The following is a 25,812-nucleotide window of genomic DNA, read 5'->3' as shown; positions in this document are numbered from 1 at the left end:
GATCGGCGGCCGGCTCACGGCACCGGCCGCAGGTGGCCGCGCACGTGGACGAGCGCGCCCGCGGCGGAGCCCGAGGCGTCGGCGCCGACCACGTCGCCGACGACGATGAGGTGGTCCCCCGACGGATGGATCGCGGCGGTGCGGCAGTCGAACCAGGCGGCGGCGCCGTCGACGCGCATCGCACCCGTGGTGTCGGAGACGGTGTGCGGGACGCGATCGAGCTGCCCGATCGTCGGGCGGCCGGGCGACGCCAGCCAGTCCGCGACCGGACCCTGGTCGGCGGCCAGGACCGAGAGTGTCCACAGGTCGACGTCCGCGAGCGCGTCCGACAGCCGGGCGTCGGCGTGGACGCAGAAGAGCAGCTGGGCCGGCGCGAGCGACACCGAGGCCACCGAGCTGACGGTCGTGGCGTGCAGGGAGCCCCGCCACCGCACCGCCACGACGCACACCGCGCCCGGCAGGCGGGCCGCGACCGCGCGGTAGTGGCCCGGCTCGACCGTCATCGTCCGGGTTCGCCGGGCCCGGGGGCACCCGGGTCCCACGACGGACCCGTGGGCGCGACCGGCTCGGTGGGCGGCTCGCCCGCCGACCCGGCCGGCACCCCGGGCCGCTCGCCGCGGGGACGGTCCCGGAACAGGCGGGCGGGCAGCATCCCCGTGGCCAGCGCCAGGACGATCGAGCCGATCACCCACACCCAGCCGACGGCCGCGTGCGCCGGGACGAGCACGTCACCACCCGGTCCGGTCTGCGAGAGCGCCTGCACCGCGAAGAACACGCCGCCCGCGTAGGTCACCCACGTGGGCCAGCCGTCCCAGGCCCGGGACGTCACGGACCCGGCCACCACCAGCGCGAGGCAGAGCACCACGCCCCACGGCTCGTGCCAGCGGTGCTGCACCGTGCCCACCACGCCGACGACGAGGCCCAGCACGAGGGTCGCCATGGCCTTGCCGAGCACGGCTGCGGTCAGGGGTCGCATGCCGTCAGGGTAGCCGCCGCGTCGGGGCGGAATCTGGGAGCCGGGGACCGCGAACCTGCACGTAGCCCTCGGCGGGCAGCAGCGGCTGGAGCACGCCGTCCGACAGGGCGTAGCAGCCGAGGAGCGCCGGCTCCCCCGGCACCGCCCGCACCGCCTGCACCTGCGTCGCGTGCGCGCGCAGCGCGGCCAGGACCCGGTCGCGGACCGGTGCGGCGTCGACGAGCACCTCGACGGCGTCGTCGTCCACCGCCACCGCGGGGAACGGGGGCTCGGGCGGGGTCAGCTCGTCGTACGCCGCCCCGAGCGCGGCGCGCACCGCATCGCCCCGCAGCGCGCGGTACCCCGCCGCCAGCGCCGTGCGGCCGGTGCGCCGCCACCAGACCGCCGGCTCCCAGCCGTCCCCGGCGGCCAGCTCGACCGCGCGCATGGTCACCTCGTGCGCGCGGACGTGGTCGGGGTGGCCGTAGCCCCCCTCGGGGTCGTACGTGACGACGAGCCGGGGACGACGAGCCCGCAGCAGGCCCGCCAGTCGGCCGGCCGCCTCGTCGAGCGGCACCGCGACGAACGCGCCGGCCGGCACGTCCGCACCGGCTCCCGCCCTCGCGGTCCCCAGCCACACCATCCCGGAGTCCTCGTACGTCCCGCCGCCGCCGAGCTCGTCGAGGTAGGCGTGGTCGCTCACGCCGAGGGCCGCCAGCGCGCCCGCCAGTTCGCCGGCCCGGTGCACCGCGAGCGCGGGCCCGTCGCCCTCCAGGTGCGCGAGCGCCGGCGGGATCACCTCCCCGCGTTCGCCACGCGTGGCGGTGACGACCGTGACCGGGAGCCCGGCGGCCGCCCAGGTCGCCAGCAGGGCACCCGTCGCCAAGGTCTCGTCGTCCGGGTGGGCGTGGACGGCGAGCAGGCCGCCGGTCGGGCCGCCCGGTTCGTCGGACGCCGCACCCGGCGGCGCGGCGGTGCTCACGCCCGCGTGGCCGCCCGCGCCCGGGCCCGCAGGCGCGCCCGCTGCTCCTGGTTGAGCTCCACCTTGCGCAGGCGCACCACCTCGGGCGTCACCTCGCAGCACTCGTCGTCGCCGGCGAACTCGAGCGACTCCTCGAGCGTCAGCCGACGCGGCGGCGTCAGCGTCTGGAACACGTCCGCCGTCGACGAGCGCATGTTCGTCATCTGCTTCTCGCGCGTGATGTTGACGTCCATGTCCTCGTTGCGCGGGTTCTCGCCGACGATCATGCCCTCGTAGACCTCCTCCGTCGGGCCGACGAAGAAGGTCCCGCGGTCGGACAGGGCGTTGAGCGCGTACGCCGTGACGGCGCCCGCGCGGTCCGCGACGAGCGAGCCGGTGGCGCGCGCCTCGATCGGCCCCGCCCACGGCTCGTAGCCGTCGGCGATCGACGACGCGATGCCGGTGCCGCGGGTGTCCGTCAGGAACCGCGTGCGGAAGCCGATGAGCCCCCGCGCCGGCACCTGGAACTCCATGCGCACCCAGCCGGTGCCGTGGTTCGCCATCGTCAGCATCCGGCCCTTGCGGGCCGCGAGCAGCTGCGTCACCGCGCCGAGGTACTCCTCCGGCACGTCGATGGTCATGCGCTCCACCGGCTCGTGGACGGCCCCGTCCACCTGGCGCGTGACGACCTGCGGCTTGCCGACGGTCAGCTCGAAGCCCTCCCGGCGCATCTGCTCGACGAGGATCGCCAGCGCCAGCTCGCCGCGGCCCTGCACCTCCCAGGCGTCCGGCCGGTCGGTGGGCAGCACGCGCAACGACACGTTGCCCACCAGCTCCCGGTCCAGCCGATCCTTCACCTGCCGGGCGGTGACCTTGTGGCCCTTGCCGCCGCGACCCGCCAGGGGCGACGTATTGATGCCGATGGTGACGGAGATCGCGGGGTCGTCGACCGTGATGAGCGGCAGCGGCCGCGGGTCGTCCGGGTCGGTGAGGGTCTCGCCGATGGTGATGTCCTCGATGCCGGCGACCGCGACGATGTCGCCCGGCCCGGCCTCGTCGGTCGGGACGCGCTCGAGCGCCCGGGTCTCCAGCAGCTCGGTGATCTTCACGGTCTGCGTGGTGCCGCCGTGGCGCACCCAGGCGACGGTCTGCCCCTTGCGCAGCGTGCCGTTGAAGATGCGCAGCAGCGCGAGGCGCCCGAGGAACGGCGACGCGTCGAGGTTGGTGACGTGCGCCTGCAGCGGGGCGTCCTCGTCGTACGTGGGGGCCGGGATCTTCTCGAGGATCGTCGCGAACAGCGGCTCGAGGTCCGGGCCGTCGGGCTGGCCGCCGTCCGCCGGCTGCGTCAGCGACGAGCGGCCCGACTTCGCGCTGGCGTAGACCACCGGCACGTCGAGCACGGCGTCGAGGTCCAGGTCCGGGTTGTCCTCGTGCAGGTCCGCCGCCAGGCCGAGCAGCAGGTCGGTGGTCTCGTGGACCACCTCCGTGATGCGGGCGTCCGGCCGGTCCACCTTGTTGACCACGAGGATCACGGGCAGCTCGGCCGCCAGCGCCTTGCGCAGCACGAACCGGGTCTGCGGCAGCGGCCCCTCGGAGGCGTCGACCAGCAGCACCACGCCGTCGACCATGGACAGCCCACGCTCGACCTCGCCGCCGAAGTCGGCGTGCCCCGGGGTGTCGACGACGTTGATGGTGATGCCGTCGGGCTGGCCGTGCGCCGCCGCGGACGGGCCCGTGTACCGCACCGCCGTGTTCTTGGCGAGGATCGTGATGCCCTTCTCACGCTCCAGCTCGCCGGAGTCGAGCGCGCGCCGCTCGACGTGCTCGTGCTCGCCGAACGCCCCGGTCTGCCAGAGCATCGCGTCGACCAGGGTCGTCTTGCCATGGTCGACGTGCGCGACGATCGCGACGTTGCGCAGGTCCGGGCGCACGGCAGACATACGGGGCTCACTTTTCGACGGGGGAATCGCGCCACGGCGTCGGGCGCGCCCCGATTCTACCGGTCGGCCGCGCTACCCCGCCTGGACGGCCCAGGACCACCAGGACGTCAGGTCCGCCGATCCCCACGGCACCGCGGGGACCTCGCCCACGTCGGGCAGCCCCGATCCGGCCGTGCGCGCCACCGTCGCCGTGAGGCTGGGCTGGCGCCCGAGGGGCAGCACGACGTGCGCGGCGCGCACGAGCGCGGCGACCCGCGCCAGCCCGTCGCCCACCGCCGCCGGGTCCGCCGTACCCGACAGCTGGTCCAGCACCGCGTCGAGCGCGGGGTCGGCGTGGCCGGTGACGTTCGTCGCGCCGCCGGAGCGCCACGCGTCCACGACGCCCGCCACCGGCAGCTCCGCCTGCGCCACCGGCACCAGCGCGGCGTCCCACGAGCCGGGGTCGGCCCACAGCGCGGTGGCCGGGTCGGCCGGCTCGGCGACGCTCACGTCGAACCCCGCCGGCCGGACCGCCGCCGCCAGGGCCGTCAGCATCGCCGCGCGCACCGGGTCCCCGGTCGAGACGAGCAGCCGCACGGCGATCCGGGCCGCGGGAGGGGGCGCCGGGGCGGCGTCGGGGGTCCCGGCGCCGGGCGAGGCGGGGCCGGCGGCCGGCGTGGCGCCCGACGAGGGTGCCGGGCTCGCCGTGCGCCCGGCACCGACGGTGGCGAGCACCACGTCCGACGGCGCCGCGCCCCCGGCCGACGCCAGGGCCGCCACCGGCACCGCGGCGAGGAACGCGGCGCGCCGGCGTCCGGCGGTGGCCTCGTCCCCGGCGCCCGCCGCGGAGAACGGCCCCCGCGCCTCGTCGAGCTGGAGCTGGAGCACGGCGCCGCCGCCGGTGGCCACGCGGACGCCCGGCACGCCGGCCAGGGCCGCGGTGACGTCCGGCGTCACGACCGGGGCGACGACGTCGACGTCGCCGCCGCGCAGCGCGTCGACCGCCGCCAGCGGGTCGAGGTCCCAGCGCACGATGACGCGGTCCCGCGCGGCCGGGCGCCCGCCGGCGTAGTCCACGCTGCGCACGAGCGTGACGCCGCTCGCGGGGTCCACCGACTCGATCCGGTACGGCCCGGTGGTCACGGCGCGGGCAGGGTCGGCAGCCAGCGCGCCGGCGTCGAAGCCCGTCCGCCACACGCGGGAGATCGGCACGAGCGCGGCGTGGTCGTTCCCGACGATGGCCGTCGCGACCGCCTGCGCCCACGCGTCGTCGGCCCATCGCGGTCCGGCCGACGGCGTCGCCGCCGCCGTGGCCGCCGGCGTCGGCGCGCCCACCAGAGCGAGCCGTCCGACGACGTGGGCGGGCAGGTTGACGCCCAGGTCCACCTGCCAGTCGGCCACCGGGCGGTCGTACACGAGCGTGAGGCCGTGCGCGTCGAGCGTCGGGGTGGTGCCCACCGCGACGACCGCGGCCGACGTGGCGCCGAAGCTCACCGTGGCAGGGGCGGCGGTGGGTGTCGTGGTGCCGGCGGCGGGTGGCGCCGCCTCGTCGAACCGTCCCGACCGGGCTGCCCAGTCCAGCAGCAGGTCGGCCGGGCTCACCGGCACGCCGTCCGACCAGCGCGCGCCGGAGGCCAGCGTGTACCGCACGGTGAGCGGCGAGTCGGACAGCTTCTCGACGGTGCCGAACGCGGCGTCGGGCACGGGCGAGCCGGCGTCGTCGAGCCCGACGAACTCGTCCTGCGCCAGCCCTCGCACCAGCGTGCTGCCGCCGGTGCGCCCCTCCGGCACGCCCGCGTTCAGCGAGGTGAACGGCGAGTCGATCGCCACGACGACGGTCCCGGCCCGGTCGGGGGCGACGGTGTCGGAGGTGCACGCCGCCACGGGTGCGACAAGGGCCGCCGTCATGACGACGGCGGCCCTGGCCAGCAGACGCGCTCGGGTCACGACGCCGTGCGGGCGTGCTCCTCCAGCAGCAAGGCCCGCAGCTCGCGACGCTCCCGCTGCTTCTCCGGGTTGGGCAGGGGCACCGCGGCGATGAGCCGCTGGGTGTAGGCCTCCTGCGGGCTGCGCAGGATGGCGTCGCGGGTGCCCTGCTCGACGATGTGGCCGCGCTCCATGACGGCGATGCGGTGCGCCAGCAGGTCGACGACCGCCAGGTCGTGCGTGACGAACAGGCAGGCGAACTTCAGCTCGGCCTGCAGCTGCTGCAGCAGGTCGAGCACGTGCGCCTGCACGGACACGTCGAGGGCGGACGTCGGCTCGTCGGCCACCAGCAGCTCCGGCGACAGCGAGAGCGCGCGGGCGATGCCGACGCGCTGCTTCTGGCCGCCGGACAGCTCGTGCGGGAACCGGTTGCGGTAGTTGCGAGGGAGCTCCACCTGGTCGAGGAGGTCCTCGATCTTCCGCTGCAGCTCGGCGCCCTTGGCGACCCCCGCGAGGAACATCGGCTCGCCGATGGACTCGCCGATCGGCAGTCGCGGGTTGAGCGACGAGGCCGGGTCCTGGAACACCATGCCGACCTTGCGGCGCAGCTGGCCCATGGCGTGCCGGTCGTGCTTGGACATGTCGACGCCGGCGACCGTCAGCCTGCCGCCGGCGATCGGCAGCAGGCCGACCGCGGCACGCCCGATGGTCGTCTTGCCCGAGCCGGACTCGCCGACCAGGCCGACCACCTCGCCGGGCCGCACGACGAGGTGCGCGCCCTCGACGGCGCGGAACGCCGGCATCCGGCCCTGCTTCGGGTACTCGATCGCCACGTCGACGAGCTCGAGGATCGGGGTCTCCTGGGAGGCCGCCATCGCCTCCTCGCGCTCCTTGCGTGCGCTCAGCTCGATGAGGCGCGCGTTCTCCTGCTCGCGGCGCTTGAGCTCCTCGGCCGTGACGTCGACGACGAGATTCTCGGCGCCGGTCGCCTGGACCAGGGCCGCCGTGATGTCGATCTCCGGCCCGCCGAGGTGCGGCACCGCGGCCAGCAGCTCCTGCGTGTAGGGGTGGCGCGGGTTGCCGAAGATGTCGTCCGACGTGCCCGTCTCGACGACGACGCCGCGGCGCATGACGGCGATCCGGTCCGCGAGGTCGGCCACCACGCCCATGTCGTGCGTGATGAGGATGACCGCCGAGTTCAGGTGGTCGCGCAGGTTGCGCATGAGGTCGAGGATCTCGGCCTGCACGGTGACGTCGAGGGCCGTCGTCGGCTCGTCGGCGATGAGCAGCGCCGGGTCGCAGGCCAGCGACTGGGCGATCATCGCGCGCTGGCGCTGACCGCCGGACAGCTGGTGCGGGTACGAGCGGAACGCCTTCGCCGGGTCCGGCAGCTCGACCATCTCGAGCAGCTCGATCGCGCGCTCCTTGGCCTGCTGGGGCGACAGCGCGGAGTGCAGCCGGAGCGTCTCGACGATCTGGAACCCGATCGTGTAGACGGGGTTCAGCGCCGTCATCGGCTCCTGGAAGATCATCGCGATGTCGTTGCCGCGGATGTGGCGCAGCCGGGACGCCGAGGCGCCGCGCAGCTCCTCGCCCTTGAGCCGCACGGACCCCTTGATCCGCGCGTTCTTCGGCAGCAGGTCCAGGATCGCCATCGAGGTGACGGACTTGCCGGAGCCGGACTCGCCGACGATCGCGAGCACCTCGCCCGCGGCGACGTCGAAGCTGAGCCCGACGGCGGCCGGCACCCACTTCTTGTTGACGGCGAAGTCCACGCTCAGGTCGCGGACCTGCAGCACCGGGGCGCCGAGGGGCGTCGTGGTCATCGAACAACTCCTGGGATCATGACGACGTGCCGACGAGCGACAACGACTGGACGTACCGCCCCCGCAGCTGGCTGCCCGCCTTCCTGGGGACCGTCGTGGTGGCGGCCGGGCTGGCGTTCGCGCAGTGGGTGGACGGCGGCGCGAGAGCCCTGGTGCAGGCGGCCCCCTTCGCGCTGGCCGGCGCCCTGGCGGGCTGGCTGGTCTTCGGCAAGCCGCGCGTGCTGGTGGGTGACGAGGGCGTCGACGTGGTGAACCCGCTCGCCGGGTACCACGTGCCGTGGGCCGCGCTCATCCAGGTGCGCACCCGCTTCGCGTGCACCTTCGTGACGCCGCACCGCACGGTGCAGGCCTTCGCGGCACCCGGCCCCGGCCGCTACGCGGCCGCGATGGCCAGCGTCGTCGACCTGCGGGCGAGCGGCCACGACCCGCGGATCGGCGCCGACGTCGGCGACCTGCCGTCCGCGGCGAGCGGCCAGGTCGCGCGCGTCGTCCGCCTCCGCTGGCAGGCGCTCGCCGAGTCCGGAGCGCTCGCGCTCGGCGAGGCCGACGAGACCCCCGTGACGCGCCGCGTCGACGTGCGCGCGCTCGTCGCGCTCGTCGTGCTGGTAGCCCTGGGCGTCGCGCTGCAGCTCGCGCTCTGAGGCCGTCCGGCCGGTCACCGGCCGCCCTCGTCGAACTCGATGGTCGTCGTCTGGCCGCCCGCGGCGGCCGGTGCGGCGACGATCTCGCTGAGCGGCAAGCCCGGCAGCGCGCTGGCCTGCGTCGCCTCGAGCAGCGGGTCGAAGTCCGGCTCCTTGACGCGCTTGAGCACCAGCTTCTTCTGCCGCGGGTCGAACGCGTCGCGCAGGCCGTCGCCGATGAAGTTGATGCAGAGGCAGATGATGACGATGAACAGCCCGGGCCACCAGAACAGCCACGGCCGCGTCTGGAACGCCGCCTGGTTCTCGCTGATCAGCCGGCCGAGCGAGGTGTCCGGCGGACGCACGCCCATGCCGAGGTACGAGAGCGCCGTCTCGAGCAGGATCGCCGAGCTCATGAGCAGCGTCGTGTTGACGGTGATGACGCCGATGGCGTTCGGGAGGATGTGCTTGAAGATGATTCGCCGGTTCGAGGCGCCGGCCAGGCGCGCGGCGTCGACGAACTCCCGCTCGCGCAGCGTCAGGAAGTCGCCGCGCACCAGTCGCGCCATGCCCGTCCAGGCGGTGAGACCGAGCAGCCCGCCGAGCACGAAGACGTTGGCGGTGGAGTTGAACGCGACGACGGCGCCGAGCAGCAGGATCGGGATGATGATGACGACGTCGGTGAAGCGCATGAGGACCGACTCGACCCAGCCCCGGAAGAACCCCGACAGCGACCCGACGATGACGCCGACGAGCCCGGAGATGAGGCCGACCATCACCGTGACCATGAGCGAGATCTGCGCGCCGCGCATCGTCATGGCGAAGTAGTCGCGGCCGATCGCGTCCTGCCCGAACGGATGGTCGCCGAGCGACGGCGGGAACAGCTTGAGCGTCGGGTGACCCCCGTTGAGGAGCGGGGTCACGCCCTTCCAGTCGTACTTCCACCAGCCGTGGAAGCCGACGCCGACGGAGCTGATCGCTAGCGTGATGACGAACGCCAGCACGATGAGCGAGACGATGGCGCCGGTGTGGCCGAAGAACCGCTTGCGCACGAGAGCGCTCTGCGACAGCCCCTTGACGTCCTCGGGGACCTCCCGGCTGTCCAGCGTGTCGGTGAGACGTTCGGAGCTCATGCGGTCACCCTCACACGCGGGTCGAGCGCCGAGTACGCGAGGTCGGCGATCAGGTTGAACACGACGGCGCTGATGGCGACGACGATGAACGTCCCCATGACGGGGTTGGGATCCTGGCGCTGCAGGCCTTGGATGAACAGCTGGCCCATGCCCTTGATCGAGAACACGTTCTCCGTGATGACGGCGCCGCCGAGCAGCTGGCCGATGTCGAACGCGACGACGGTCGCGAGCGGGATCAGCGCGTTGCGGAACGCGTGCCGGGTGACGACGACCCGCTCCGAGAGGCCCTTGGCCCGCGCGGTGCGCACGTAGTCCTGGCCCATCACCTCGAGCATCGACGCCCGCGAGTACCGCGTGTAGGACGCGAGCGAGATGAGCAGCAGCGCCGTCGTCGGCAGCACGAGGTGGCTGAACTTGTCGAGGCCGGTGATCCAGAAGTCGCCATCGAGGTTGGGGATCGACGCGCCGATCGTGCCGATCGGGCGGCCGTTGGCGACGGACACGTACTGCGGCCAGCTCTTCATGAACCGGTCCAGCAGCACGAGCCCGGCGACGAGGAAGCTCGTCAGTGCCGCCGCCTTCATCGACTGGGAGCGGTCGTAGCCGCCCATCAGCCAGCCGACCAGCAGGCCGGCGGCCACGGCCGCCAGCCCGAGGAGGACGAGGAGCCAGAACGAGGCGTGGTCGAGCACCGGGCGCAGCGCGTACATCGCGACGACACCGAGCGCCACCGTGATGAGCGACGAGTAGAGGGCCTTGCGGTGCTGGAGGCCCGCCAGCAGCACCGTGACACCGACGGCGATCGCCACGCCGAACACGATGACCAGGGGTGCGCCGAGACCCGGGTACTGGAACCACTTGGAGGCCTCGAGGTAGACCACCACGGCGGCTGCCGCCGCGGCCGCGATGACGAACGTCAGCCCACGGCGCCGCCACGTGCCGCCGATGATCAGCGCCCACACGATCCCGCTGAGGAGGGCGATGACGAGGATCGCGGTCGTGCTGACCTTCGGGTCGCCGAGGAAGTCGTTGAACTTGATGGCGCCGAACTCCTTGAGGAGCACCGCGACCCAGAAGCTCGGCAGCGAGAAGAAGAGGAAGGTGAAGAACGTCACCGTGTAGTCGAAGCCGGAGTACTGCCGCAGCGCGGTGACGATGCCGATCGCGACGCCGATGACGATGGCCAGCAGGATGGCCGCTGTCACGAGCTGGAGCGTCGACGGGATCGCGGACCCGAGGGCCGCGGTCACCGGCTGGCCGGAGATCGTCTTGCCCAGGTCGCACTTGCCGGGGACGACGCACTTGACCGCACCGGAGAGCCAGACGAAGTAGCGCGCCGGCGCCGGGACGTTGAGGTGCAGCAGCGCGATGCGCGCCGCCATGAGCTGTTCCTTGTTCGGCTTGTTCGACGTGCGGTACTCGGCGAGCGGGTCTCCGGAGACGGAGACCAGCATGTACACGAGGAACGACGCCCCGAGCAGGATGAGCAGCGACACCCCGAGGCGTCGCAGCAGGTAGGAGGCCATCAACTTCTCGCTCTCGCGCGAACGGCACGCCGTTGTGCGGCGCGACCGCGCGGGTGGCCGCGGCGGACCGCGGCCGTATGGACGGGGGACTCGCCGGTGCCGGGGCAGACGGCGAACTGGGAGACGACTCTAGCGTCTCGGTGGCTGGACCCGAACCAGAAGGACGGACGGACGGCGCCGGGAGGGTGAACCCTCCCGGCGCCGTCCTGGGTCACACGCTAGGAACGGTCAGCGAACGATCACTTGCTGATCGTCCACTCCCACGTGTTCCACCACACACCGGACTGCGTGGAGTTGTACTTGTCCATGCCGCCGACCTTGTCGGAGACGGCGTCGACGCCCGGCGACTGGAACAGCGGCAGGCCGTACGCGTCGGGGAACAGCAGCGAGTCGATCTGCGACTGCAGGTCGGTCTGCTTCGCGGAGTCGAGCTCGACGGTCAGCTGGTCGCAGAGCTGGTCGACCTTCGGGTTCGAGTAGCCGTTGTAGTTGCCGCCACCGTTGGTCTTGTACAGCTGCGGCGTGCCCGAGACACCGACACCCGGCTGGATCCAGCCGAAGATCGACGCGTCGTAGGTGCCGTCACCGAGGATCCCGCCCCACTTGTCCTTCGGCTGGCCGTCGTCGACGACGTTGAAGCCGGCCTGGGCCGCGGACTGCGCGATCAGCGTGTAGCTGTTCAGGCGGTTCGGGTTGTCCTTGTTGTACATGATCTTGACGGTCGGCTTGGTGACGCCGGCCTCCTGGAGCAGCTTCTGCGCGCCGGGGATGTCGACGGCGCTGTAGTCGGCCGAGCCGTTCTTGGCGACGGTCGGGGCGTACGCCGCCTGAGCCGGGACGAAGATCTGCGAGTTGAGGACCTTCGCGTTGGGGTTCTGCGGCGTGACGATCGCGTCGAGGATCTGCTGGCGCGGGATCGTCTTGAGGAACGCCTGACGCACCTTGAGCGCCTTGGTGGCGTCGCCGCCGTAGGTCGCCGGGTCGAACGGACCCTTGTTGTTGAACGTCAGGTCGACGTGGTCGAACGCCAGCTGGTCGCCGGTGATGACCTTGATGCCGCTGAGCGCCTTGAGGGCGGTCAGGGTGTCGGCCGACGACTGCGGCGACACGACGTCGACCTCGCCGTTCTTCAGGGCCTGGACCGCGGCGGTCGGGTCGGAGATGGTGCGCATGACGATCTGGTCGACGTGCGGCTTGAGGTCACCGGTGTACTTGGTGTTCGGCACCAGCGTGACGGACTGGTTCTCCTGGATGTCCTGCACGATGAACGGGCCGGACGACAGGAACAGCGACGGGTCGCTGGGGAGCGTCGTCGTGTCGAAGCCGGTGTTCCAGAAGTCCGCGACCTTCTTGAGGTCGGGGTCGGCCGCGGTCGCCTTGGGGGCGCTGTCCGCGAGCTTCTTGAACAGGTCGTCGAGGGCCTTGGTGTCGGCCAGGCCGGCGTGCGCCGCCACGACGTGCGCGGGCTCGTCGGCGGTGAGGGCGATCTCCCAGTCGGCGGCCGGCTTGGAGTAGGTCAGCGTCATCGACATGTTGTCGGAGCTGATCTCCGGGAACGAGGTGAGGGCCAGCGTGCTGGTGTCACCCGCGTAGTCGAAGTACGTGACGTCGTCCTTGGTCGACGGCTTGCCGTCGGCGCCCGGCGAGTTGTAGTGACCCGAGTCCACGGCCCAGGCGAGCAGCAGGTCGGAAGCGTCCACCTGGACGCCGTCGGACCACGTCACGCCCTTGTTCACCGTGTACTTCACCTTGAGCGGGTCCTGGCTCAGGACCTCGTAGGTGCCGAACGACGGGTCCTTGACGACCTTCAGGGTCGGGCCCTCGACGTAGTTGAACCACGCGCGGGTGGGGTACTCGACGACCTTGTTGTTGATGTCGGTGTTGCCGGCACTCGTCAGGGGGTTGAACGTCGTGAACGCGTTGGTCTCCGCGACGCGGATCGTCCCGCCGGTGGCCGTGCCCGCGGTCGCCCCGCCGGTCCCGGTCGCCGTGGGCGTGGTGGTCCCCGGCGCGTTCGAGCACGCCGCGAGGACGACCGCGCCGACCGCCACGAAGGCGGCCGCTGCGCTGATTCGCCTGATCTTCAAGGTTCCTCCAGGGAAGGGAGGTGGCGGGACCGGCCGACTCGCCCGAGGGTGAGCGGCAGGCACTGATCCGCCACAGGTTGTGCAAACCGTAGTCGTGTCCAGATAGGACGAATCGGGCAGCCCGGACACGGCCATCGAATCGTTACTAAGTCGATACCGGTGAGTACGGATTCCTCCGGCGCGGAGGCCTTGTGATGTGATTCCCGTAACGCGCCGGAAACACGCTGCTCAGGGCGTGACGGGGCTGCGCCGGCGGCGCAGCCAGACGCCGCTGACCAGCGCGAGCGCCAGCGCGAGGCCGTGCTGGTCGCGGCGTGCCAGCAGCGCCCCGGCGAGGGCCGCGAGGACGACGAGGAGACCGGCCTCGCGCCACGACGGATTCCGCAGCCCGACGAGCACGGCCACCACGAGAAGGATCATCGTCGCCATCGAGCTGCCCGCGCCGGGCTGCCCGAACGTCAGGACGGTGAGCAGGTTCGCCGCGATCCCGCCGAGGAGCACGACGAGCAGGCCGGTCCACGCCGTGAGCACCTCGCCGGCGAGCCCGACCGTCACCGCGAGCGCGACGAGGTTCACCGCCGCGCCGATCCACCCGCCGTCCTGCAGCACGATCGCCGTGGCGAGCCGCCACCACTGACCGGACCGGACCGCCGCCGACTCGCGCATGCCCTGGTCGAGGAGCGCCGGCCGCAGCAGCTGCGCGACCCAGCCCGCCGCCACGAGCGCGACGAGGCCGGCACCCCAGGCGGTGACACGGGGTGGCCGGCCGTCGGGCCGCCGCCGCACGAGCAGCAGCCAGCCGACGACGTACACCGCCGCGTAGAGGATCGCGCTGGTCACGGCCCCACCCCCGGCCCGGATCGTGCCACGGCGGGGACTCCTCAGGCCGTGCCGACAGGCCCGTCCCAGGACCAGTGCGGCATCGCCAGGTCGGGCGGCACGTCGTCGGCCGACCGCGGGTACGCGGACATGAGCGCCGTCGCCCACGTGAACCACGCCGTGAGCGTCGCCCGCAGCCGTGGCTCGTCGGGCAGCCCCGCGTCGTCCATCGCGGTGACGAAGACGGCCACCGCCCGCCGGTCGAGGTCCTCGTGCACGCCCTCGCCGGAGTGCATGTGCACCACGCCGCGGTGCGAGCCGAGCGCGGTGCGCGGCCCTCCGGGCCCGGTCCACAGGGGCGGGCCGCCGAGCTGCTCCGCCCAGTACGCCGCCAGCCGCTCGGAGTGCCGGGGGTGGATCGGGGCATGGGTGAACGGGTGCGCCAGCTCCGGGTCGGCCAGGCATCGCTCGTGCCACGCGCGCGCCAGGCGCAGCAGGGCCGGCAGCCCGCCGACCGCCGCGTAGAGGCTCCCGGACGACCCGGTGGCGGCTGGAGGGCGTGGTGCGTCCGTCATGGCCGCCAGCGTCACGCGCGGCGACCGGCGGTGCCACCCGGCGACCCGGCGCGGTGCGCGCCCCGGCGGACGACCATCACGCGGAGGCGACCGGTGCGGCCCAGTCCTCCTCGCTCGTCGCGCTCAGCCGGTCGAGGAACGTGATGACGATCTCCCGCTCGGCGGGGCTGAGCCCGGCGGCGACCCGGAACCGGCGGGCGTGCTCGCGCCCCACCGTCTCCTCCGCGGCGCGACGGGTCTCGGGCGTGACGACGACGGCGATGGCGCGCCGGTCCGAGGGGTGCGGGGTCCGATGGATGTGGCCGCCCGCCTCGAGCCGGTCCAGCAGCTTCGTCGTCGAGGCGCTGGAGATGCCGAGGTGCTCGGCGATGTCTCGCGCGGTGACGTGCCGGCCCTGGTCGGTGCGCACGATGGCGAAGCGGAGCGCCTTCATGTCCGTCTCCCCGAGCCGCATGTAGCGCCGCGACGCCGCGCTCGCGCGCTGCTCCGCGGTGCGCCATCGGAACAGCGCGTCCATGACCCGCACCACCTGGGCGACCTCGTCGTCGGCCAGCCCCTCGGTCGTCACCAGCCGGCCCCCGCGGTCGACGACGCGTGGGTCGTGGAAGCCCTGCGTGATCTCTGGTGCCTCCCGGTCCGCGCTCATGGCTGAACCGTACCGCCTCTCGCGTTATTTGCCTTGGCTGGCTACTATCCCGGCTAACTACTTTCTCAGGAGGTGACCATGGACCGCGTCGTGCTCGTCTCGCCGACCGGCGACCCGGTCGGCACGGCGCCCAAGTCGACCGTGCACGGGCCGCGGACCCCGCTGCACCTGGCCTTCTCCTGCCACGTGTCGGACGACCACGGGCGCGTTCTCGTCACCCGCCGCGCCCTGGGGAAGGCCACGTGGCCGGGCGTCTGGACGAACGCCTTCTGCGGGCATCCCACCCCCGGCGAGCAGCTCGGGGACGCGGTGCGGCGGCACGCGCGCCGCGAGCTCGGGGTCGAGCTCACGGACCTCGACCTGGTGCTCCCGCACTTCCGCTACCGGGCCGTCGACCCGTCCGGCGTCGTGGAGCACGAGGTGTGCCCCGTGTTCCGGGCCCGCCTCGTCGGAGAGCTGCGGCCGGCGCCCGACGAGGTGCTCGAGCACGCCTGGGTCGAGGCGACGGACCTCGCGCAGGCGGTGCGGCTGGCGCCGTGGGCGTTCAGCCCCTGGCTCGTGCTGCAGCTCGCGGAGCTCGCCGCGCCGGCGAGCGCGGGGGCGGGGCCCCGGTGAGCGCCGAGATCGCCACCGCCGAGTGGCACGGCCGGCCGACACCCTTGCGCCGCGCGGGCGGCCCCGAGCCGCGGCGGGAGAGGGCCGCCGCCCTGGTGCTGCCGAACGCGGCGGCCGCCCTCGCGGAGGTCGAGCGCCGGCTGGACCGGTTCTTCGCCGAGCAGGCCGAACGCGCCGCGGCCCGCCCCGGCCCCTACCCGCTGCTGTGGCACGCGCTCCAGGAGGCGACCCGGGGCGGCAAGCGGCTGCGCCCGCGGCTGCTGCTGGCCGGCTACCTGCACCTGGGCGGGTCGCGGCTCGAGCCGGCGCTCGAGCTGGCCGTCGCGGTCGAGCTGCTGCACACCGCCCTGCTGGTCCACGACGACGTCATCGACGGGGACCTCGAGCGCCGCGGCGCGCCCAACGTCGTCGGGCGGCTCGTCGCGGTCGGTGCCGACGGCGGGCTGCCGGAGGCCGGGGCGCGGCGCTGGGGCGAGCAGGCTGCGGTGCTGGCGGGCGACCTCATGCTCACGTCCGCGCTGCGCATCGCCGCCGGCCTCGACGTAGCCGCGCCCCGCCGGGCCCAGCTGGTCGACCTCGTGGACGAGAGCGTGTTCCGCGCGGCGGCCGGCGAGCTGGCCGACGTCGCCTACGGCGCGGGCCTGGCCACGCCGACCGCCGCGCAGGTGCGCGAGGCGATGGCCGACAAGACGGCGCACTACTCGCTCGAGCTGCCGCTGCGCGCCGCGGCGATCCTCGCCGGCCGGCCCGAGCTGGGCGATCGGCTCGGCGCCGTCGGCCGTTCGCTCGGGCTCGTCTTCCAGATGCGGGACGACCTCCTCGGGGTGTTCGGCCGGCCGGAGGAGACGGGCAAGAGCGCCTCGAACGACCTCCGGGAGGGCAAGCAGACGCTGCTCGTCGTGGCGGCGCGCGGGACCGAGGCGTGGCGGGCCGTGGAGCACCTCTTCGGCCGGGCCGACCTCGACGAGGAGGGGGCGCACCGGCTGCGCGCCGCGCTCGAGCGGTGCGGGGCCCGGGCGGCCGCGGAACGCCAGCTGCACCGCGAGCGGCACACGGCGCTCGCCCTCGTCGACCGTGCCGGCCTGCCGGCCGGCCTGGCGCGCATGCTGGCCGACGAGGTCGACCGCGCCGCGGAGCGCCGGTCATGACGCGCGCGACCGGGCTCGCCCTCTACGGCGGGACGGCACGGGCGTCGGCGACACCCGTGATCCGCCGCTACTCGACGTCGTTCCGGCTGGCGACCGCCCTCTTCCCACGCCGGTGCCGGGCCGCCGTGGCGGCCATCTACGCCCTGGTGCGCATCGCCGACGAGGTCGTCGACGGGACCGCCGCGGAGGCCGGCCTCGACCGGGACGCGCAACGCCGGGTGCTCGACGAGCTCGAGGCCGAGACCGAGCGGGCGGTGGCCACGGGGTTCTCCGCGAACCTCGTCGTGCACGCCTTCGCCGCGGTGGCCCGCACGTGCGCCGTCGAGCCCGCGCTGACGCGCGCGTTCTTCGCCTCCATGCGACGCGACCTGGACGCCGTGGACTTCGACCTGCCGGAGTACCAGCGGTACGTGCACGGGTCGGCGGAGGTCGTCGGGCTGATGTGCCTGCGCGTGTTCCTCGCCGGGCGCCCCGTCTCCCCCGCCACCGCCACGGCGCTCGACGAGGGCGCGGCCCGCCTGGGTGCCGCGTTCCAGAAGGTCAACTTCCTGCGCGACCTCGGCGACGACCGCCGCCGGCTCGGCCGCGCCTACCTGCCCGGCTCGGCCGACGGGCTGACGGACGCCGGCAAGGCGGCCGTGGTGGCCGACGTCCGCGCCGACCTGCGCGCCGCCCGGGCCGCGGTGCCGCTGCTGCCGGCGGACTGCCGGCACGCGGTGCTGGTCGCCACGGCGATCTTCGGCGAGCTGCTGCGCCGCATCGACCGGCTGCCCGCCGACCGGCTGAGCCACGTGCGGGTCTCCGTGCCGACGCCGGTCAAGGTGGCGCTCGCCGTGCGCTGGACCCTCGCGCCGGCGGTGGCCGCGTGACGCGGGCCCTGGCGACGGTCGTCGTCGGCGGCGGCGTGGCGGGGCTGGCCTCGGCGGCCCTCCTGGCGGCCGACGGGCACCAGGTGACCCTCCTGGAGGCGCTGCCCCGGCTCGGTGGGCGTGCCGGCTCCTGGGAGCAGGGCGGCTTCCGGTTCGACACCGGGCCGTCGTGGTACCTCATGCCCGAGGTGTTCGACCACTTCTACCGCCTGCTCGGCACGTCCGCCGACGAGCAGCTGGTGCTGCGCACCCTCGACCCCGGGTACCGGGCGTACTTCGAGGGCGACCCGGAGCCGTTCGACCTGCCCGTCGGCGGGCCCGCCGCCCGTGCGGCGCTGACGGCGCTGGACCCCGGCTCGGCCGACGGCCTGCGCCGGTACCTCGACTCGGCGACCGACGCGTACCGGCTGGCGATCGAGCACTTCCTCTACAGCTCTTTCGACTCCCTGCCCCCGTTCCTCGACCGGCGGCTGCTGGCCCGGCTCCCCCGCCTCGTCGGGCTGCTGCGCCGCTCGCTGGACGACGAGATCCGGGCCCACACCGCCGACCACCGGCTGCGCCGGCTGCTCGGCTACCCCGCCGTCTTCCTCGGCGGCTCGCCCATGCGCGTCCCGGCGCTGTACCACCTCATGAGCCACCTCGACGTCGACGACGCGGTGCGCTACCCCGACGGCGGGTTCGCCCGCGTGGTCCGGACGATCGCCGACCTGGCGACCGGTGCCGGCGCGCGGCTGGTGACGGGCGCGCCGGTGCACCGCATCCTCGTGGACGGCGGCGTCGCGCGGGGCGTGCTCTACCGCGACGAGCGCGGCGTGGAGCAGCGGGTGGACGCCGAGCTCGTGGTCGCCGCGGGCGACCTGCACCACACGCAGTCGCTGCTCGACCCGCAGCACCGCGACCTCGACGAGCGGTGGTGGCGACGCCGTGACCCCGGCCCGGGCGCCGTGCTGGCGATGCTCGGGGTGCGTGGCCGCGTGCCGCAGCTCGCGCACCACACGCTGCTGCTGGCCGATGACTGGGACGGCGGGTTCGACGCGCTGCGCCGCGGCCGCGGGCTGCCCGCGTCGCCGTCGCTGTACATCGGCAGGCCGAGCGCCACCGACCCGACCGTCGCGCCGGCCGGCGACGAGAACCTCTTCGTCCTGGTCCCGGTGCCGGCCGAGCCCGGGCTCGGGCACGGCGGCATCGACGGTGCGGGCGACCCGGCGGTCGAGGCCTTCGTCGACCGCACGATCGACCGGATCGCCGCGTGGACCGGCGCGGGCGACCTGGCCGAGCGGGTCGTCGTACGGCGGACGGTGGGCCCCGGGGACTTCGCCGACGACCTGCGGTCGTGGCACGGCAGCGCGCTCGGGCCGGCCCACACGCTGCGGCAGAGCGCGGTCCTCCGCGCGCCGAACGCCTCGCGCCACGTGCGCGGCCTGCTGTACGCGGGCGGCAGCACCATCCCGGGCATCGGGGTGCCGATGTGCCTCATCAGCGCCGAGCTCGTCGCCAAGCGCGTGCGCGGCGACCGCAGCGCGTCGCCGCTGCCCGAGCGCGTGCGGAGCCGGGTGTGAGGGCGGCCTACCTGGCCTCGCTGCTCCTGTCCGGGGGCGGCCTGACGCTCGTCGACCGGCGCTGGCGGCTGGTGTTCTGGCACGACGCGCGGCGGGCGGGGCTCGTCGTGGGCACCGGCGTGGCGGTGCTGCTCGCCGCCGACCTCGTGGGGATCGCGCTCGGGCTGTTCTTCCGGGCGCCGACGCGCATCATGACCGGCCTGCTGCTGGCGCCGGAGCTGCCGGTCGAGGAGCCCGTGTTCCTCGCGTTCCTGTGCTACCTGACGATGGTGCTGGTCCGCGGGTCCGAACGCGTGCTGGCGCGCAGGGGGACGCCATGAGGTACCCCCTGCTCGCGCTCGTCCTCGTGGGGCTGGCCGCCGCGGTGCGGGTGCTCGCGGGCGCGGTGGCCCGACGACGGGGCCGGCGCATCCCCGTGGCCCCGACGCTCGTCGCCGCGATAGCCCTCCTCGTGCTGACGGCCGCGTTCGACAACGTCATGCTGGCCGTGGGCGTCGACGACTACGCGCGCGCCCACGCGTCCGGGCTGGCGATCGGGCGCGCGCCGATCGAGGACTTCTCCTACCCGCTGGCCACCGCCCTGCTGCTGCCGGGCGTGTGGGAGCTGAGCCGCCGGAGGCACCATGCCGAGCACGACGCCGAGCACGACGCCGAGCGGGCCGGTCGCGGAGCGCGACGTGCCGCCTAGCGCCGCCCCCGCCCCCGCGCTGCCCGCCCGCGCCCTCGTCGGCCGGCTGCTGGCCGCGTCCCGGCCGCTGAGCTGGGTCAACACCGCCTACCCGTTCGCCGCCGCCTACCTGCTCGCCGGCGGCCGGGCCGGCGTGGCGCTCGTCGTCGGCGCCGTCTTCTTCCTCGTGCCCTACAACCTCGCGATGTACGGCATCAACGACGTGTTCGACTACGCGTCGGACGCGGCGAACCCGCGCAAGGGCGGGGTGGAGGGCGCGCTGCTCGACCCGGGCCTGCACCGCCGCGTGCTGGTGGCCGCGGTCGCGGCGTGCGTCCCCTTCGTCGCCGCCCTGGTGGCGCTCGGCGGGCCGTGGTCGTGGGCGGTGCTCGGCGTGACGCTGTTCGCCGTCGCCGCGTACTCGGTGCCGGGGCTGCGGTTCAAGGAGCGTCCCGTGCTCGACTCGCTCACCTCGAGCACGCACTTCACCGGGCCCGCCGTCTACGGGCTGGTGCTCGCGGGCGGGGAGTGGGGCCGGTCCGCGGTGCTCGCGCTCGTCGCGTTCTTCGCCTGGGGTGTCGCCGCGCAGGCGTTCGGCGCGGTCCAGGACGTGGTGCCGGACCGGCAGGCCGGCATCGCCTCCGTCGCCACCGCGCTCGGCGCCGCGCGCACCGTGCGGCTGTCGCTGGCCCTGTGGGCCGCCGCGGGACTGCTGCTGCTCGCCGAGCCGTTCCCCGGGCTGCTCGCCGCCCCGCTCGTCGTGCCCTACCTCGTGCTGGCCTGGCCGTACCGGTCGGTGACCGACGAGGCCTCGGCCGCCGCGCACGGCGGGTGGCGGCACTTCCTCGTCGTCAACTACGCCGTCGGCTTCCTCGTCACACTGATCCTCATCATGATCGGACGCTCATGACCCGCCTCACCCCCGTGACCAGCGACCCCGCCCCTGCGCTGCGCCGCCGCGCGCCGCGCGTGCTGCGCGCCCTGCTCCCGGCGTTCCTCGTGCTCGTCTGGTTCGCCGTGGCCGGCGTCGGCGGGCCGTACTTCGGCCGGATCGGCGAGGTCTCGTCGAACGACCCGACCGCCTACCTGCCGACGAGCGCGCAGGCGACACAGGTGCAGGCGCGGCTGCCGGAGTTCCTGGGCAAGGACACCATCCCGGCCGTGGTGCTCGTCACGGCCGGCTCGCCGCTCACCGCGGCGGAGCGGGCCCAGCTCGACCAGGTCCCCGCGGCGCTGGCCGGGATCGCGGGGGTGTCCGGGCGGCCGAGCCCGCCGATCGTGTCGCAGGACGGCACCGCGGCCCAGGTGTTCGTGCCGGTCGCGGCGTCGGCGTCCGTGGGCGACGTGGTGGCCGCGATGCGCGCCGCGCTGCCCGGGCTCGTGCCCGCGGGCACCGACGTCTACGTCACCGGGCCGGCCGGCTTCACCGCGGACCTGGTGACGGCCTTCGGGGGGATCGACGGGATCCTCCTGCTCGTCGCCGTGCTGGCCGTGCTCGTGATCCTCGTGGTGGTGTACCGGTCGCCCCTGCTACCCCTGGCCGTGCTGCTCACCAGCACGTTCGCCCTGACCGCCGCGCTCTTGACGGTGTGGTGGCTGGCCAAGGCCGGCGTCTTCCCGCTCAGCGGCCAGACGCAGGGCATCCTCTTCATCCTCGTCATCGGCGCCGCGACCGACTACTCGCTGCTCTACGTCTCGCGCTACCGCGAGGCGCTGCGGTCGCACGAGCACCGCTGGGACGCGACGCGCGCCGCGCTGCGCGGATCGATCGAGCCCATCCTCGCCTCCGGCGGCACCGTCATCGCCGCGCTGCTCATGCTGCTGCTGAGCGAGCTGCAGTCCAACCGCGCGCTCGGACCCATCGCGGCCGTGGGCATCGTGTTCGCGATGCTCGGCGCGCTGACCCTCCTGCCGTCCCTGCTCCTCCTGCTGGGCCGGGCGGCGTTCTGGCCGCGACGGCCCCGCTTCGCGCCCGACGAGGCCGGCGCGGACCCGGTCCCGACGAGCGGGCTGTGGGCCCGGGTCCCGCGCTTCGTCGTGCGGCGGGCGCGGCCCGTCTGGCTGGTGGGCGTCGTGGTGCTGCTCGCCGCGAGCGCCGGGCTGCTCCAGCTGCGCGCCAGCGGGGTACCGGCCAGCGACCTGGTGCTGGGCCACTCGCAGGCACGGACCGGTCAGGAGCAGCTCGCCGAGCACTTCCCCGGCGGGTCCGGCAGCCCGGTGCAGGTCGTCGTCCCGGTGGACCGCCTGCGGGCCGCCGCCGGGACGCTGCTCGCCGCGCCGGGCGTGACGTCCGTCGCCGTCGTCAGCGCGCAGTCCCCCAGCGGCCAGGCGCCGGTCACGGCCGACGGCGTGCAGCCGGTGATCCCTGGCACCCCGGCGCCCGCGCCGACGGTGGCGAACGGCGACGTGCTGCTCCAGGCGACCCTGGCCGACGCCGCGGACTCGGCGGCCGCGGAGACGACCGTGCGGCAGCTGCGCGCCGACCTGGGCGCCGGCGCCCTCGTGGGCGGCGTCACCGCCACCGCGGTCGACTCCGACCACGCCTCGGTGCACGACCGGAACCTCATCATCCCGCTCGTGCTGGTGGTGATCCTCGTCATCCTGGTGCTGCTGCTGCGGGCGCTCGTCGCCCCGCTCGTGCTGGTGGGCACCGTGGTGCTGTCGTTCGGCGCGACGCTCGGCGTCTCGGCGCTCGTCTTCAACCACGTGCTGCACCTGCCGGGGGCCGACCCCGCGGTGCCGCTGTTCGGGTTCGTGTTCCTCGTGGCGCTGGGGATCGACTACAACATCTTCCTCATGACGCGCGTCCGGGAGGAGGCGCTGCGCACCGGCGCGCGCACCGGCATGTCCCGCGGGCTGGGCATCACGGGCGGGGTCATCACCTCGGCGGGCGTGGTCCTCGCCGCGACGTTCGCGGCGCTGGCGGTGATCCCCATCCTGTTCCTGCTCCAGCTGGCGTTCATCGTGGCGTTCGGCGTGCTGCTCGACACGGTGCTGGTGCGCTCGCTGCTGGTGCCGGCGCTGGGGCAGGAGCTGGGCCGGCGGATGTGGTGGCCCTCGCGGAGGATCGCGGACTGAGCCCAGGGGCGGGCCGCCGCCCGGACCGCGACGACTTTTACCGACACGGTGTTGCTATAGTTCCCAACATGGTGTCGACAAAATACGCGGGGTGCTGACATGTTCCTCGCTGTCCGAGAGCTCGTCTTCGCCCGCGGGCGGTTCGCCCTCATGGGCTCGGTCGTGGTGCTCATCGCGATGCTCATGGTGCTGCTCAGCGGCCTGTCCGTGGGCCTGGCCAACGACGGGGTGTCCGGCCTGCAGCGGCTCCCGGTGACCTCGCTGGCGTTCCAGCAGCACGTCGCCAAGGACTCCGCCTTCTCGCGCTCCGTGGTGCCCACGGACGCCGTCGCCACCTGGGCGCACCAGGACGGCGTCGCCGCGGCCGCCCCGTTCGGGAACACGCTCGTCAACGCCCGCACCAACCGCGGGCTCGAGATCGACCTGGCGCTGTTCGGCGTCGAGGCGGGCTCGTTCGTCGACCCCGAGGTCGCCAGCGGCACCCGGCTCACCGGCGGCCCCGGCGAGGTGGTCGTCAGCGCGACCGCGGCGAAGGACGGCATCCACCTCGGCGACGTCGTGACGGTCGAGCCGCTCGGCACCAGCCTGCGGGTGGTCGGCATCCTGCCCACCCAGCAGACGTTCGGTCACGTCGAGGTGGGCTACGTGCCGCTGCGGACGTGGCAGGAGATCCATGCCGGCGTCCACCCGGGCGACCGGGCCCCGCAGCACGTCTACCAGGAGGTGACCGCCGTCGCGGTGGCGGCCCGCCCGGGCGCCGGCCCCGACCTGCCGGCGGCCGACCGCGCCGCCGGCACGACCTCGCTGACCAAGGCGCAGTCGTACGGCGCCTCACCCGGGTACACGGCCGAGACCTCGACCCTGATGATGATCGAGGCCTTCCTCTACGTCATCTCGGCCCTGGTGGTCGGCGCCTTCTTCACCGTGCTGACGATCCAGCGCAAGCGGGAGATCGCCGTGATGCGGGCGATGGGCGCCGGCACGCGTTACCTGCTGCGCGACAGCCTGCTCCAGTCCGCGGTGCTCCTGACGACGGCCACGGCGCTCAGCATCGGGCTCGGCCTGGCCGCGGGGGCGGGGATCTCCACCACCGCCATGCCCTTCGCCCTGGAGGCCGGGCCCGTGGCCGGCGCCGCCCTGCTGACGGTGGTGCTCGGCATGGTCGGCGCCGCCGTGGCCGTCGTCCGGATCGCCCGCGTCGACCCCCTCAACGCCCTCGGAGGCAACCGATGACCGCCGCACTCGCCCTCACGGGCGTCACCCTGCTGCACGGCGACGGCGACGACACCGTCACGGCCCTCGACGACGTGACGCTGCACGTCGCGGCCGGGCAGATGGTCGCCATCGTCGGCCCGTCGGGCGCGGGCAAGTCCAGCCTGCTGGCCGTCGCGGGTGCCCTCGTCGCCCCCACCCGGGGAGAGGTGCTGGTGGCCGGCGTGGACCTGGCCACCGCCTCCCGCCGCGAGCGCGGCCGCATCCGGCGCGAGCACCTCGGCTTCGTCTTCCAGAGCGGCAACCTCATCCCCGCGCTCACGGCGCTCGACCAGGTCCGCCTCCCGTTGACCTTCGGCGGCGTGGCCCGGCCGCGCGACCCGCGTGCGCTGCTCGACGAGGTCGGGATGGCACACAAGGCCGGCCGCCGGCCGCACCAGCTCTCCGGCGGGGAGAGGCAGCGGGTCGGCATCGCCCGGGCGCTGGTCACCCGCCCGCAGGTGCTCCTCGTCGACGAGCCGACCGCCGCCCTGGACCGGCACCGTGGCCCTGCTGGCCCGGGAGACGCACGACCACGGCGTGGCGACCGTCATGGTCACCCACGACCACGAGGTGCTCCACCACTGCGACCTGGTCTACGAGATGTCCGACGGGCGGCTCTCTGCGGCGGCATGACGAGCGGGCCCCCCGGCGACGGGCACCCCCGCCACGGCGATGCCACGATGACCGCCATGGCTGACTACCAGGTCGTCGTGGCGGCCGGCACGCTGCGCAGCGCCGCGGCCGGCGCGGTGCCGTGGCCCCACCGCTGGACCGCCGAGGGCGTCACGGTCGAGGCGGACTTCACCGGCGCGCACCTGCTCCACCTGGCCGCCGCCGGGTGCGTGCTCAACGACGTCTTCCGCGAGGCGCAGCGCCTCGGCACTCCCGTGCACGGCGTCCGGGTCACCGCCTCCGGCGGCTTCGACAGCGAGACCTGGCGCTCGACCGGCGTGACCTACGCCGTCGACGTGGACTCGCCTGCCAACCCTGACGACGTGGCCGCCCTGCTGCGCGCCGTCGACGCGGTGGCCGAGATCCCGAAGGCGCTGCGCGCCGGGGCGAGCGTCGAGCGCGCCGGGTAGCGGCTACGCGCCGCGGCCGTAGACGACGACGTGGCGGCCGTGCACCTCGGTCTCCTGCTCGAGGCGCATGCCGAGCTTCTCCGCGACCCGGCGCGACGGCGTGTTGGCCGGGTTGATGATCGCGACGACGTGGGTCTCACCGACCGGTCCCAACGCCAGGTCGACGCAGGCCCGCGCGGCGTCGGTGGCGTACCCGCGCCCCTGCAGCGCCGGGACGGTGTGGTACCCGACCTCGAGGACCTTCCCTCCCCCGACGGGCTGCCACGTCAGCCCGCAGTCGCCGACGAACCGCCCGTCGTCGGTCTCGACGATCCACAGGCCGTAGCCGTGCTCGGCGTAGTTGCGCTGGTTCCACCTGATCCAGCCGAGCGCCTCGTCGCGCGTCTTCGGCCGCGGGTAGAAGGTCATGACGGCCGGGTCGCCGAGCAGGCCGGCCATGAGGTCGAGGTCGCCGTCGGTCATCTCCCGGAACCGGAGGCGGCTCGTCGGTGCGGGGATCATCCCCACGAGCCTAGGCCAGCGGCCGATGGCAGCGTGGCGCTGCGCC

General features: G+C 74.2%; 24 protein-coding genes. 11 read left to right on the top strand and 13 right to left on the bottom strand.

Annotation, left to right across the window (positions count from 1 at the left end; all coding sequences use genetic code 11):
* Window positions 1-14: 14 nt before the first annotated feature.
* The 6 genes from BGO37_RS02005 to BGO37_RS01980 all read right to left on the bottom strand — a co-directional run bounded on the left by BGO37_RS02005 (window position 15) and on the right by BGO37_RS01980 (window position 7,587).
* Window positions 15-503 (bottom strand): flavin reductase family protein, encoded by a 489-nt coding sequence (locus BGO37_RS02005; RefSeq protein WP_291751726.1) that lies wholly within the window; start codon window positions 501-503, stop codon window positions 15-17.
* On the bottom strand, window positions 500-976 hold the full coding sequence (locus BGO37_RS02000) for a hypothetical protein (RefSeq protein ID WP_291751724.1): 477 nt from the start codon (window positions 974-976) through the stop codon (window positions 500-502). Before BGO37_RS02000 ends, BGO37_RS02005 begins: the two co-directional genes overlap by 4 nt.
* A gap of 4 nt (window positions 977-980) precedes the next feature.
* Complete coding sequence (gene mshB, locus BGO37_RS01995; protein WP_291751723.1) at window positions 981-1,937, bottom strand: N-acetyl-1-D-myo-inositol-2-amino-2-deoxy-alpha-D-glucopyranoside deacetylase; 957 nt, start codon at window positions 1,935-1,937, stop codon at window positions 981-983.
* The gene (typA, locus tag BGO37_RS01990) at window positions 1,934-3,856 is read right to left on the bottom strand and encodes a translational GTPase TypA (RefSeq protein ID WP_291751722.1); all 1,923 of its coding nucleotides are present in this window, start codon (window positions 3,854-3,856) and stop codon (window positions 1,934-1,936) included. Before typA ends, mshB begins: the two co-directional genes overlap by 4 nt.
* A 72-nt stretch (window positions 3,857-3,928) precedes the next feature.
* Entirely contained in the window at window positions 3,929-5,782 is a 1,854-nt protein-coding gene (locus BGO37_RS01985; protein ID WP_291751719.1) for an ABC transporter substrate-binding protein, read from the bottom strand.
* Window positions 5,779-7,587: an ABC transporter ATP-binding protein gene (locus BGO37_RS01980; protein WP_291751718.1), complete on the bottom strand. Its 1,809-nt coding sequence runs from the start codon at window positions 7,585-7,587 to the stop codon at window positions 5,779-5,781. The genes BGO37_RS01985 and BGO37_RS01980 overlap by 4 nt, the downstream gene beginning before the upstream one ends.
* 26 nt (window positions 7,588-7,613) lie before the next feature.
* Here BGO37_RS01980 and BGO37_RS01975 point away from each other — a divergent pair, with 26 nt between their 5' ends.
* The gene (locus BGO37_RS01975; protein ID WP_291751715.1) at window positions 7,614-8,228 is read left to right on the top strand and encodes a PH domain-containing protein; all 615 of its coding nucleotides are present in this window, start codon (window positions 7,614-7,616) and stop codon (window positions 8,226-8,228) included.
* Window positions 8,229-8,242: 14 nt separating this feature from the next.
* Here the strand turns inward: BGO37_RS01975 and BGO37_RS01970 are convergent, their stop codons facing one another.
* The 6 genes from BGO37_RS01970 to BGO37_RS01945 all read right to left on the bottom strand — a co-directional run bounded on the left by BGO37_RS01970 (window position 8,243) and on the right by BGO37_RS01945 (window position 14,993).
* The gene (locus BGO37_RS01970) at window positions 8,243-9,340 is read right to left on the bottom strand and encodes an ABC transporter permease (RefSeq protein WP_291751712.1); all 1,098 of its coding nucleotides are present in this window, start codon (window positions 9,338-9,340) and stop codon (window positions 8,243-8,245) included.
* Window positions 9,337-10,866 carry an ABC transporter permease gene (locus tag BGO37_RS01965; protein ID WP_291751710.1) on the bottom strand — a complete coding sequence of 510 codons (1,530 nt, stop codon included), beginning with the start codon at window positions 10,864-10,866 and terminating at the stop codon, window positions 9,337-9,339. The genes BGO37_RS01970 and BGO37_RS01965 overlap by 4 nt, the downstream gene beginning before the upstream one ends.
* Before the next feature lie 239 nt (window positions 10,867-11,105).
* Window positions 11,106-12,953, bottom strand: a complete 1,848-nt coding sequence (locus tag BGO37_RS01960; RefSeq protein ID WP_291751707.1) for an ABC transporter family substrate-binding protein — start codon at window positions 12,951-12,953, stop codon at window positions 11,106-11,108.
* 228 nt (window positions 12,954-13,181) lie between these two features.
* The gene (locus BGO37_RS01955) at window positions 13,182-13,793 is read right to left on the bottom strand and encodes a hypothetical protein (protein ID WP_291751704.1); all 612 of its coding nucleotides are present in this window, start codon (window positions 13,791-13,793) and stop codon (window positions 13,182-13,184) included.
* A 41-nt stretch (window positions 13,794-13,834) separates the two neighbouring features.
* On the bottom strand, window positions 13,835-14,347 hold the full coding sequence (locus BGO37_RS01950; RefSeq protein ID WP_291751702.1) for a group II truncated hemoglobin: 513 nt from the start codon (window positions 14,345-14,347) through the stop codon (window positions 13,835-13,837).
* A gap of 76 nt (window positions 14,348-14,423) precedes the next feature.
* Window positions 14,424-14,993: a MarR family transcriptional regulator gene (locus BGO37_RS01945; protein ID WP_291751700.1), complete on the bottom strand. Its 570-nt coding sequence runs from the start codon at window positions 14,991-14,993 to the stop codon at window positions 14,424-14,426.
* Window positions 14,994-15,071: 78 nt separating this feature from the next.
* Here BGO37_RS01945 and idi point away from each other — a divergent pair, with 78 nt between their 5' ends.
* The 10 genes from idi (at window position 15,072) to BGO37_RS17805 (ending at window position 25,265) form a co-directional block, all read left to right on the top strand.
* The gene (gene idi, locus BGO37_RS01940) at window positions 15,072-15,608 is read left to right on the top strand and encodes an isopentenyl-diphosphate Delta-isomerase (RefSeq protein WP_291751699.1); all 537 of its coding nucleotides are present in this window, start codon (window positions 15,072-15,074) and stop codon (window positions 15,606-15,608) included.
* Complete coding sequence (locus BGO37_RS01935; protein ID WP_291751697.1) at window positions 15,605-16,756, top strand: polyprenyl synthetase family protein; 1,152 nt, start codon at window positions 15,605-15,607, stop codon at window positions 16,754-16,756. Before idi ends, BGO37_RS01935 begins: the two co-directional genes overlap by 4 nt.
* Window positions 16,753-17,625 carry a squalene/phytoene synthase family protein gene (locus BGO37_RS01930; protein WP_291751694.1) on the top strand — a complete coding sequence of 291 codons (873 nt, stop codon included), beginning with the start codon at window positions 16,753-16,755 and terminating at the stop codon, window positions 17,623-17,625. The genes BGO37_RS01935 and BGO37_RS01930 overlap by 4 nt, the downstream gene beginning before the upstream one ends.
* Window positions 17,622-19,184, top strand: a complete 1,563-nt coding sequence (gene crtI / locus BGO37_RS01925) for a phytoene desaturase family protein (RefSeq protein ID WP_291751692.1) — start codon at window positions 17,622-17,624, stop codon at window positions 19,182-19,184. The genes BGO37_RS01930 and crtI overlap by 4 nt, the downstream gene beginning before the upstream one ends.
* Window positions 19,181-19,504: a lycopene cyclase domain-containing protein gene (locus BGO37_RS01920; protein ID WP_291751690.1), complete on the top strand. Its 324-nt coding sequence runs from the start codon at window positions 19,181-19,183 to the stop codon at window positions 19,502-19,504. The genes crtI and BGO37_RS01920 overlap by 4 nt, the downstream gene beginning before the upstream one ends.
* A complete protein-coding gene (locus tag BGO37_RS01915) occupies window positions 19,501-19,872 on the top strand; it encodes a lycopene cyclase domain-containing protein (protein WP_291751688.1) in 372 nt (123 codons plus the stop codon). The genes BGO37_RS01920 and BGO37_RS01915 overlap by 4 nt, the downstream gene beginning before the upstream one ends.
* On the top strand, window positions 19,808-20,761 hold the full coding sequence (locus BGO37_RS01910; protein WP_291751686.1) for a prenyltransferase: 954 nt from the start codon (window positions 19,808-19,810) through the stop codon (window positions 20,759-20,761). Before BGO37_RS01915 ends, BGO37_RS01910 begins: the two co-directional genes overlap by 65 nt.
* Window positions 20,758-22,929, top strand: coding sequence for an efflux RND transporter permease subunit (locus BGO37_RS01905; RefSeq protein WP_291751685.1), 2,172 nt, complete (start codon window positions 20,758-20,760; stop codon window positions 22,927-22,929). The genes BGO37_RS01910 and BGO37_RS01905 overlap by 4 nt, the downstream gene beginning before the upstream one ends.
* Before the next feature lie 99 nt (window positions 22,930-23,028).
* A complete protein-coding gene (locus BGO37_RS01900) occupies window positions 23,029-24,162 on the top strand; it encodes an ABC transporter permease (protein ID WP_291751684.1) in 1,134 nt (377 codons plus the stop codon).
* A complete protein-coding gene (locus tag BGO37_RS17805; protein WP_367188080.1) occupies window positions 24,159-25,265 on the top strand; it encodes an ABC transporter ATP-binding protein in 1,107 nt (368 codons plus the stop codon). Before BGO37_RS01900 ends, BGO37_RS17805 begins: the two co-directional genes overlap by 4 nt.
* A gap of 3 nt (window positions 25,266-25,268) precedes the next feature.
* Here the strand turns inward: BGO37_RS17805 and BGO37_RS01885 are convergent, their stop codons facing one another.
* A complete protein-coding gene (locus BGO37_RS01885; protein ID WP_291751679.1) occupies window positions 25,269-25,766 on the bottom strand; it encodes a GNAT family N-acetyltransferase in 498 nt (165 codons plus the stop codon).
* Window positions 25,767-25,812: the final 46 nt, after the last annotated feature.

Origin of the sequence: Cellulomonas sp. 73-92, from assembly GCF_001898175.1 — a bacterium.
In the GTDB taxonomy this organism is placed as follows: domain Bacteria; phylum Actinomycetota; class Actinomycetes; order Actinomycetales; family Cellulomonadaceae; genus Cellulomonas.
This window is presented reverse-complemented; position numbering and strand designations above follow the sequence as displayed.

What these genes read in the sequence shown, in the direction of transcription:
- BGO37_RS01950 (WP_291751702.1), bottom strand. Translation starts at nt 14,347, where the DNA reads ATGACGGACGCACCACGCCCTCCAGCCGCCACCGGGTCGTCCGGGAGC.
- BGO37_RS01900 (WP_291751684.1), top strand. Translation starts at nt 23,029, where the DNA reads ATGTTCCTCGCTGTCCGAGAGCTCGTCTTCGCCCGCGGGCGGTTCGCC.
- BGO37_RS01910 (WP_291751686.1), top strand. Translation starts at nt 19,808, where the DNA reads ATGCCGAGCACGACGCCGAGCACGACGCCGAGCGGGCCGGTCGCGGAG.
- idi (WP_291751699.1), top strand. Translation starts at nt 15,072, where the DNA reads ATGGACCGCGTCGTGCTCGTCTCGCCGACCGGCGACCCGGTCGGCACG.
- BGO37_RS01945 (WP_291751700.1), bottom strand. Translation starts at nt 14,993, where the DNA reads ATGAGCGCGGACCGGGAGGCACCAGAGATCACGCAGGGCTTCCACGAC.
- BGO37_RS01885 (WP_291751679.1), bottom strand. Translation starts at nt 25,766, where the DNA reads ATGATCCCCGCACCGACGAGCCGCCTCCGGTTCCGGGAGATGACCGAC.
- BGO37_RS17805 (WP_367188080.1), top strand. Translation starts at nt 24,159, where the DNA reads ATGACCGCCGCACTCGCCCTCACGGGCGTCACCCTGCTGCACGGCGAC.
- BGO37_RS02005 (WP_291751726.1), bottom strand. Translation starts at nt 503, where the DNA reads ATGACGGTCGAGCCGGGCCACTACCGCGCGGTCGCGGCCCGCCTGCCG.
- BGO37_RS01970 (WP_291751712.1), bottom strand. Translation starts at nt 9,340, where the DNA reads ATGAGCTCCGAACGTCTCACCGACACGCTGGACAGCCGGGAGGTCCCC.
- BGO37_RS01965 (WP_291751710.1), bottom strand. Translation starts at nt 10,866, where the DNA reads ATGGCCTCCTACCTGCTGCGACGCCTCGGGGTGTCGCTGCTCATCCTG.
- BGO37_RS01930 (WP_291751694.1), top strand. Translation starts at nt 16,753, where the DNA reads ATGACGCGCGCGACCGGGCTCGCCCTCTACGGCGGGACGGCACGGGCG.
- BGO37_RS01980 (WP_291751718.1), bottom strand. Translation starts at nt 7,587, where the DNA reads ATGACCACGACGCCCCTCGGCGCCCCGGTGCTGCAGGTCCGCGACCTG.
- BGO37_RS02000 (WP_291751724.1), bottom strand. Translation starts at nt 976, where the DNA reads ATGCGACCCCTGACCGCAGCCGTGCTCGGCAAGGCCATGGCGACCCTC.
- BGO37_RS01915 (WP_291751688.1), top strand. Translation starts at nt 19,501, where the DNA reads ATGAGGTACCCCCTGCTCGCGCTCGTCCTCGTGGGGCTGGCCGCCGCG.
- typA (WP_291751722.1), bottom strand. Translation starts at nt 3,856, where the DNA reads ATGTCTGCCGTGCGCCCGGACCTGCGCAACGTCGCGATCGTCGCGCAC.
- BGO37_RS01905 (WP_291751685.1), top strand. Translation starts at nt 20,758, where the DNA reads ATGACCCGCCTCACCCCCGTGACCAGCGACCCCGCCCCTGCGCTGCGC.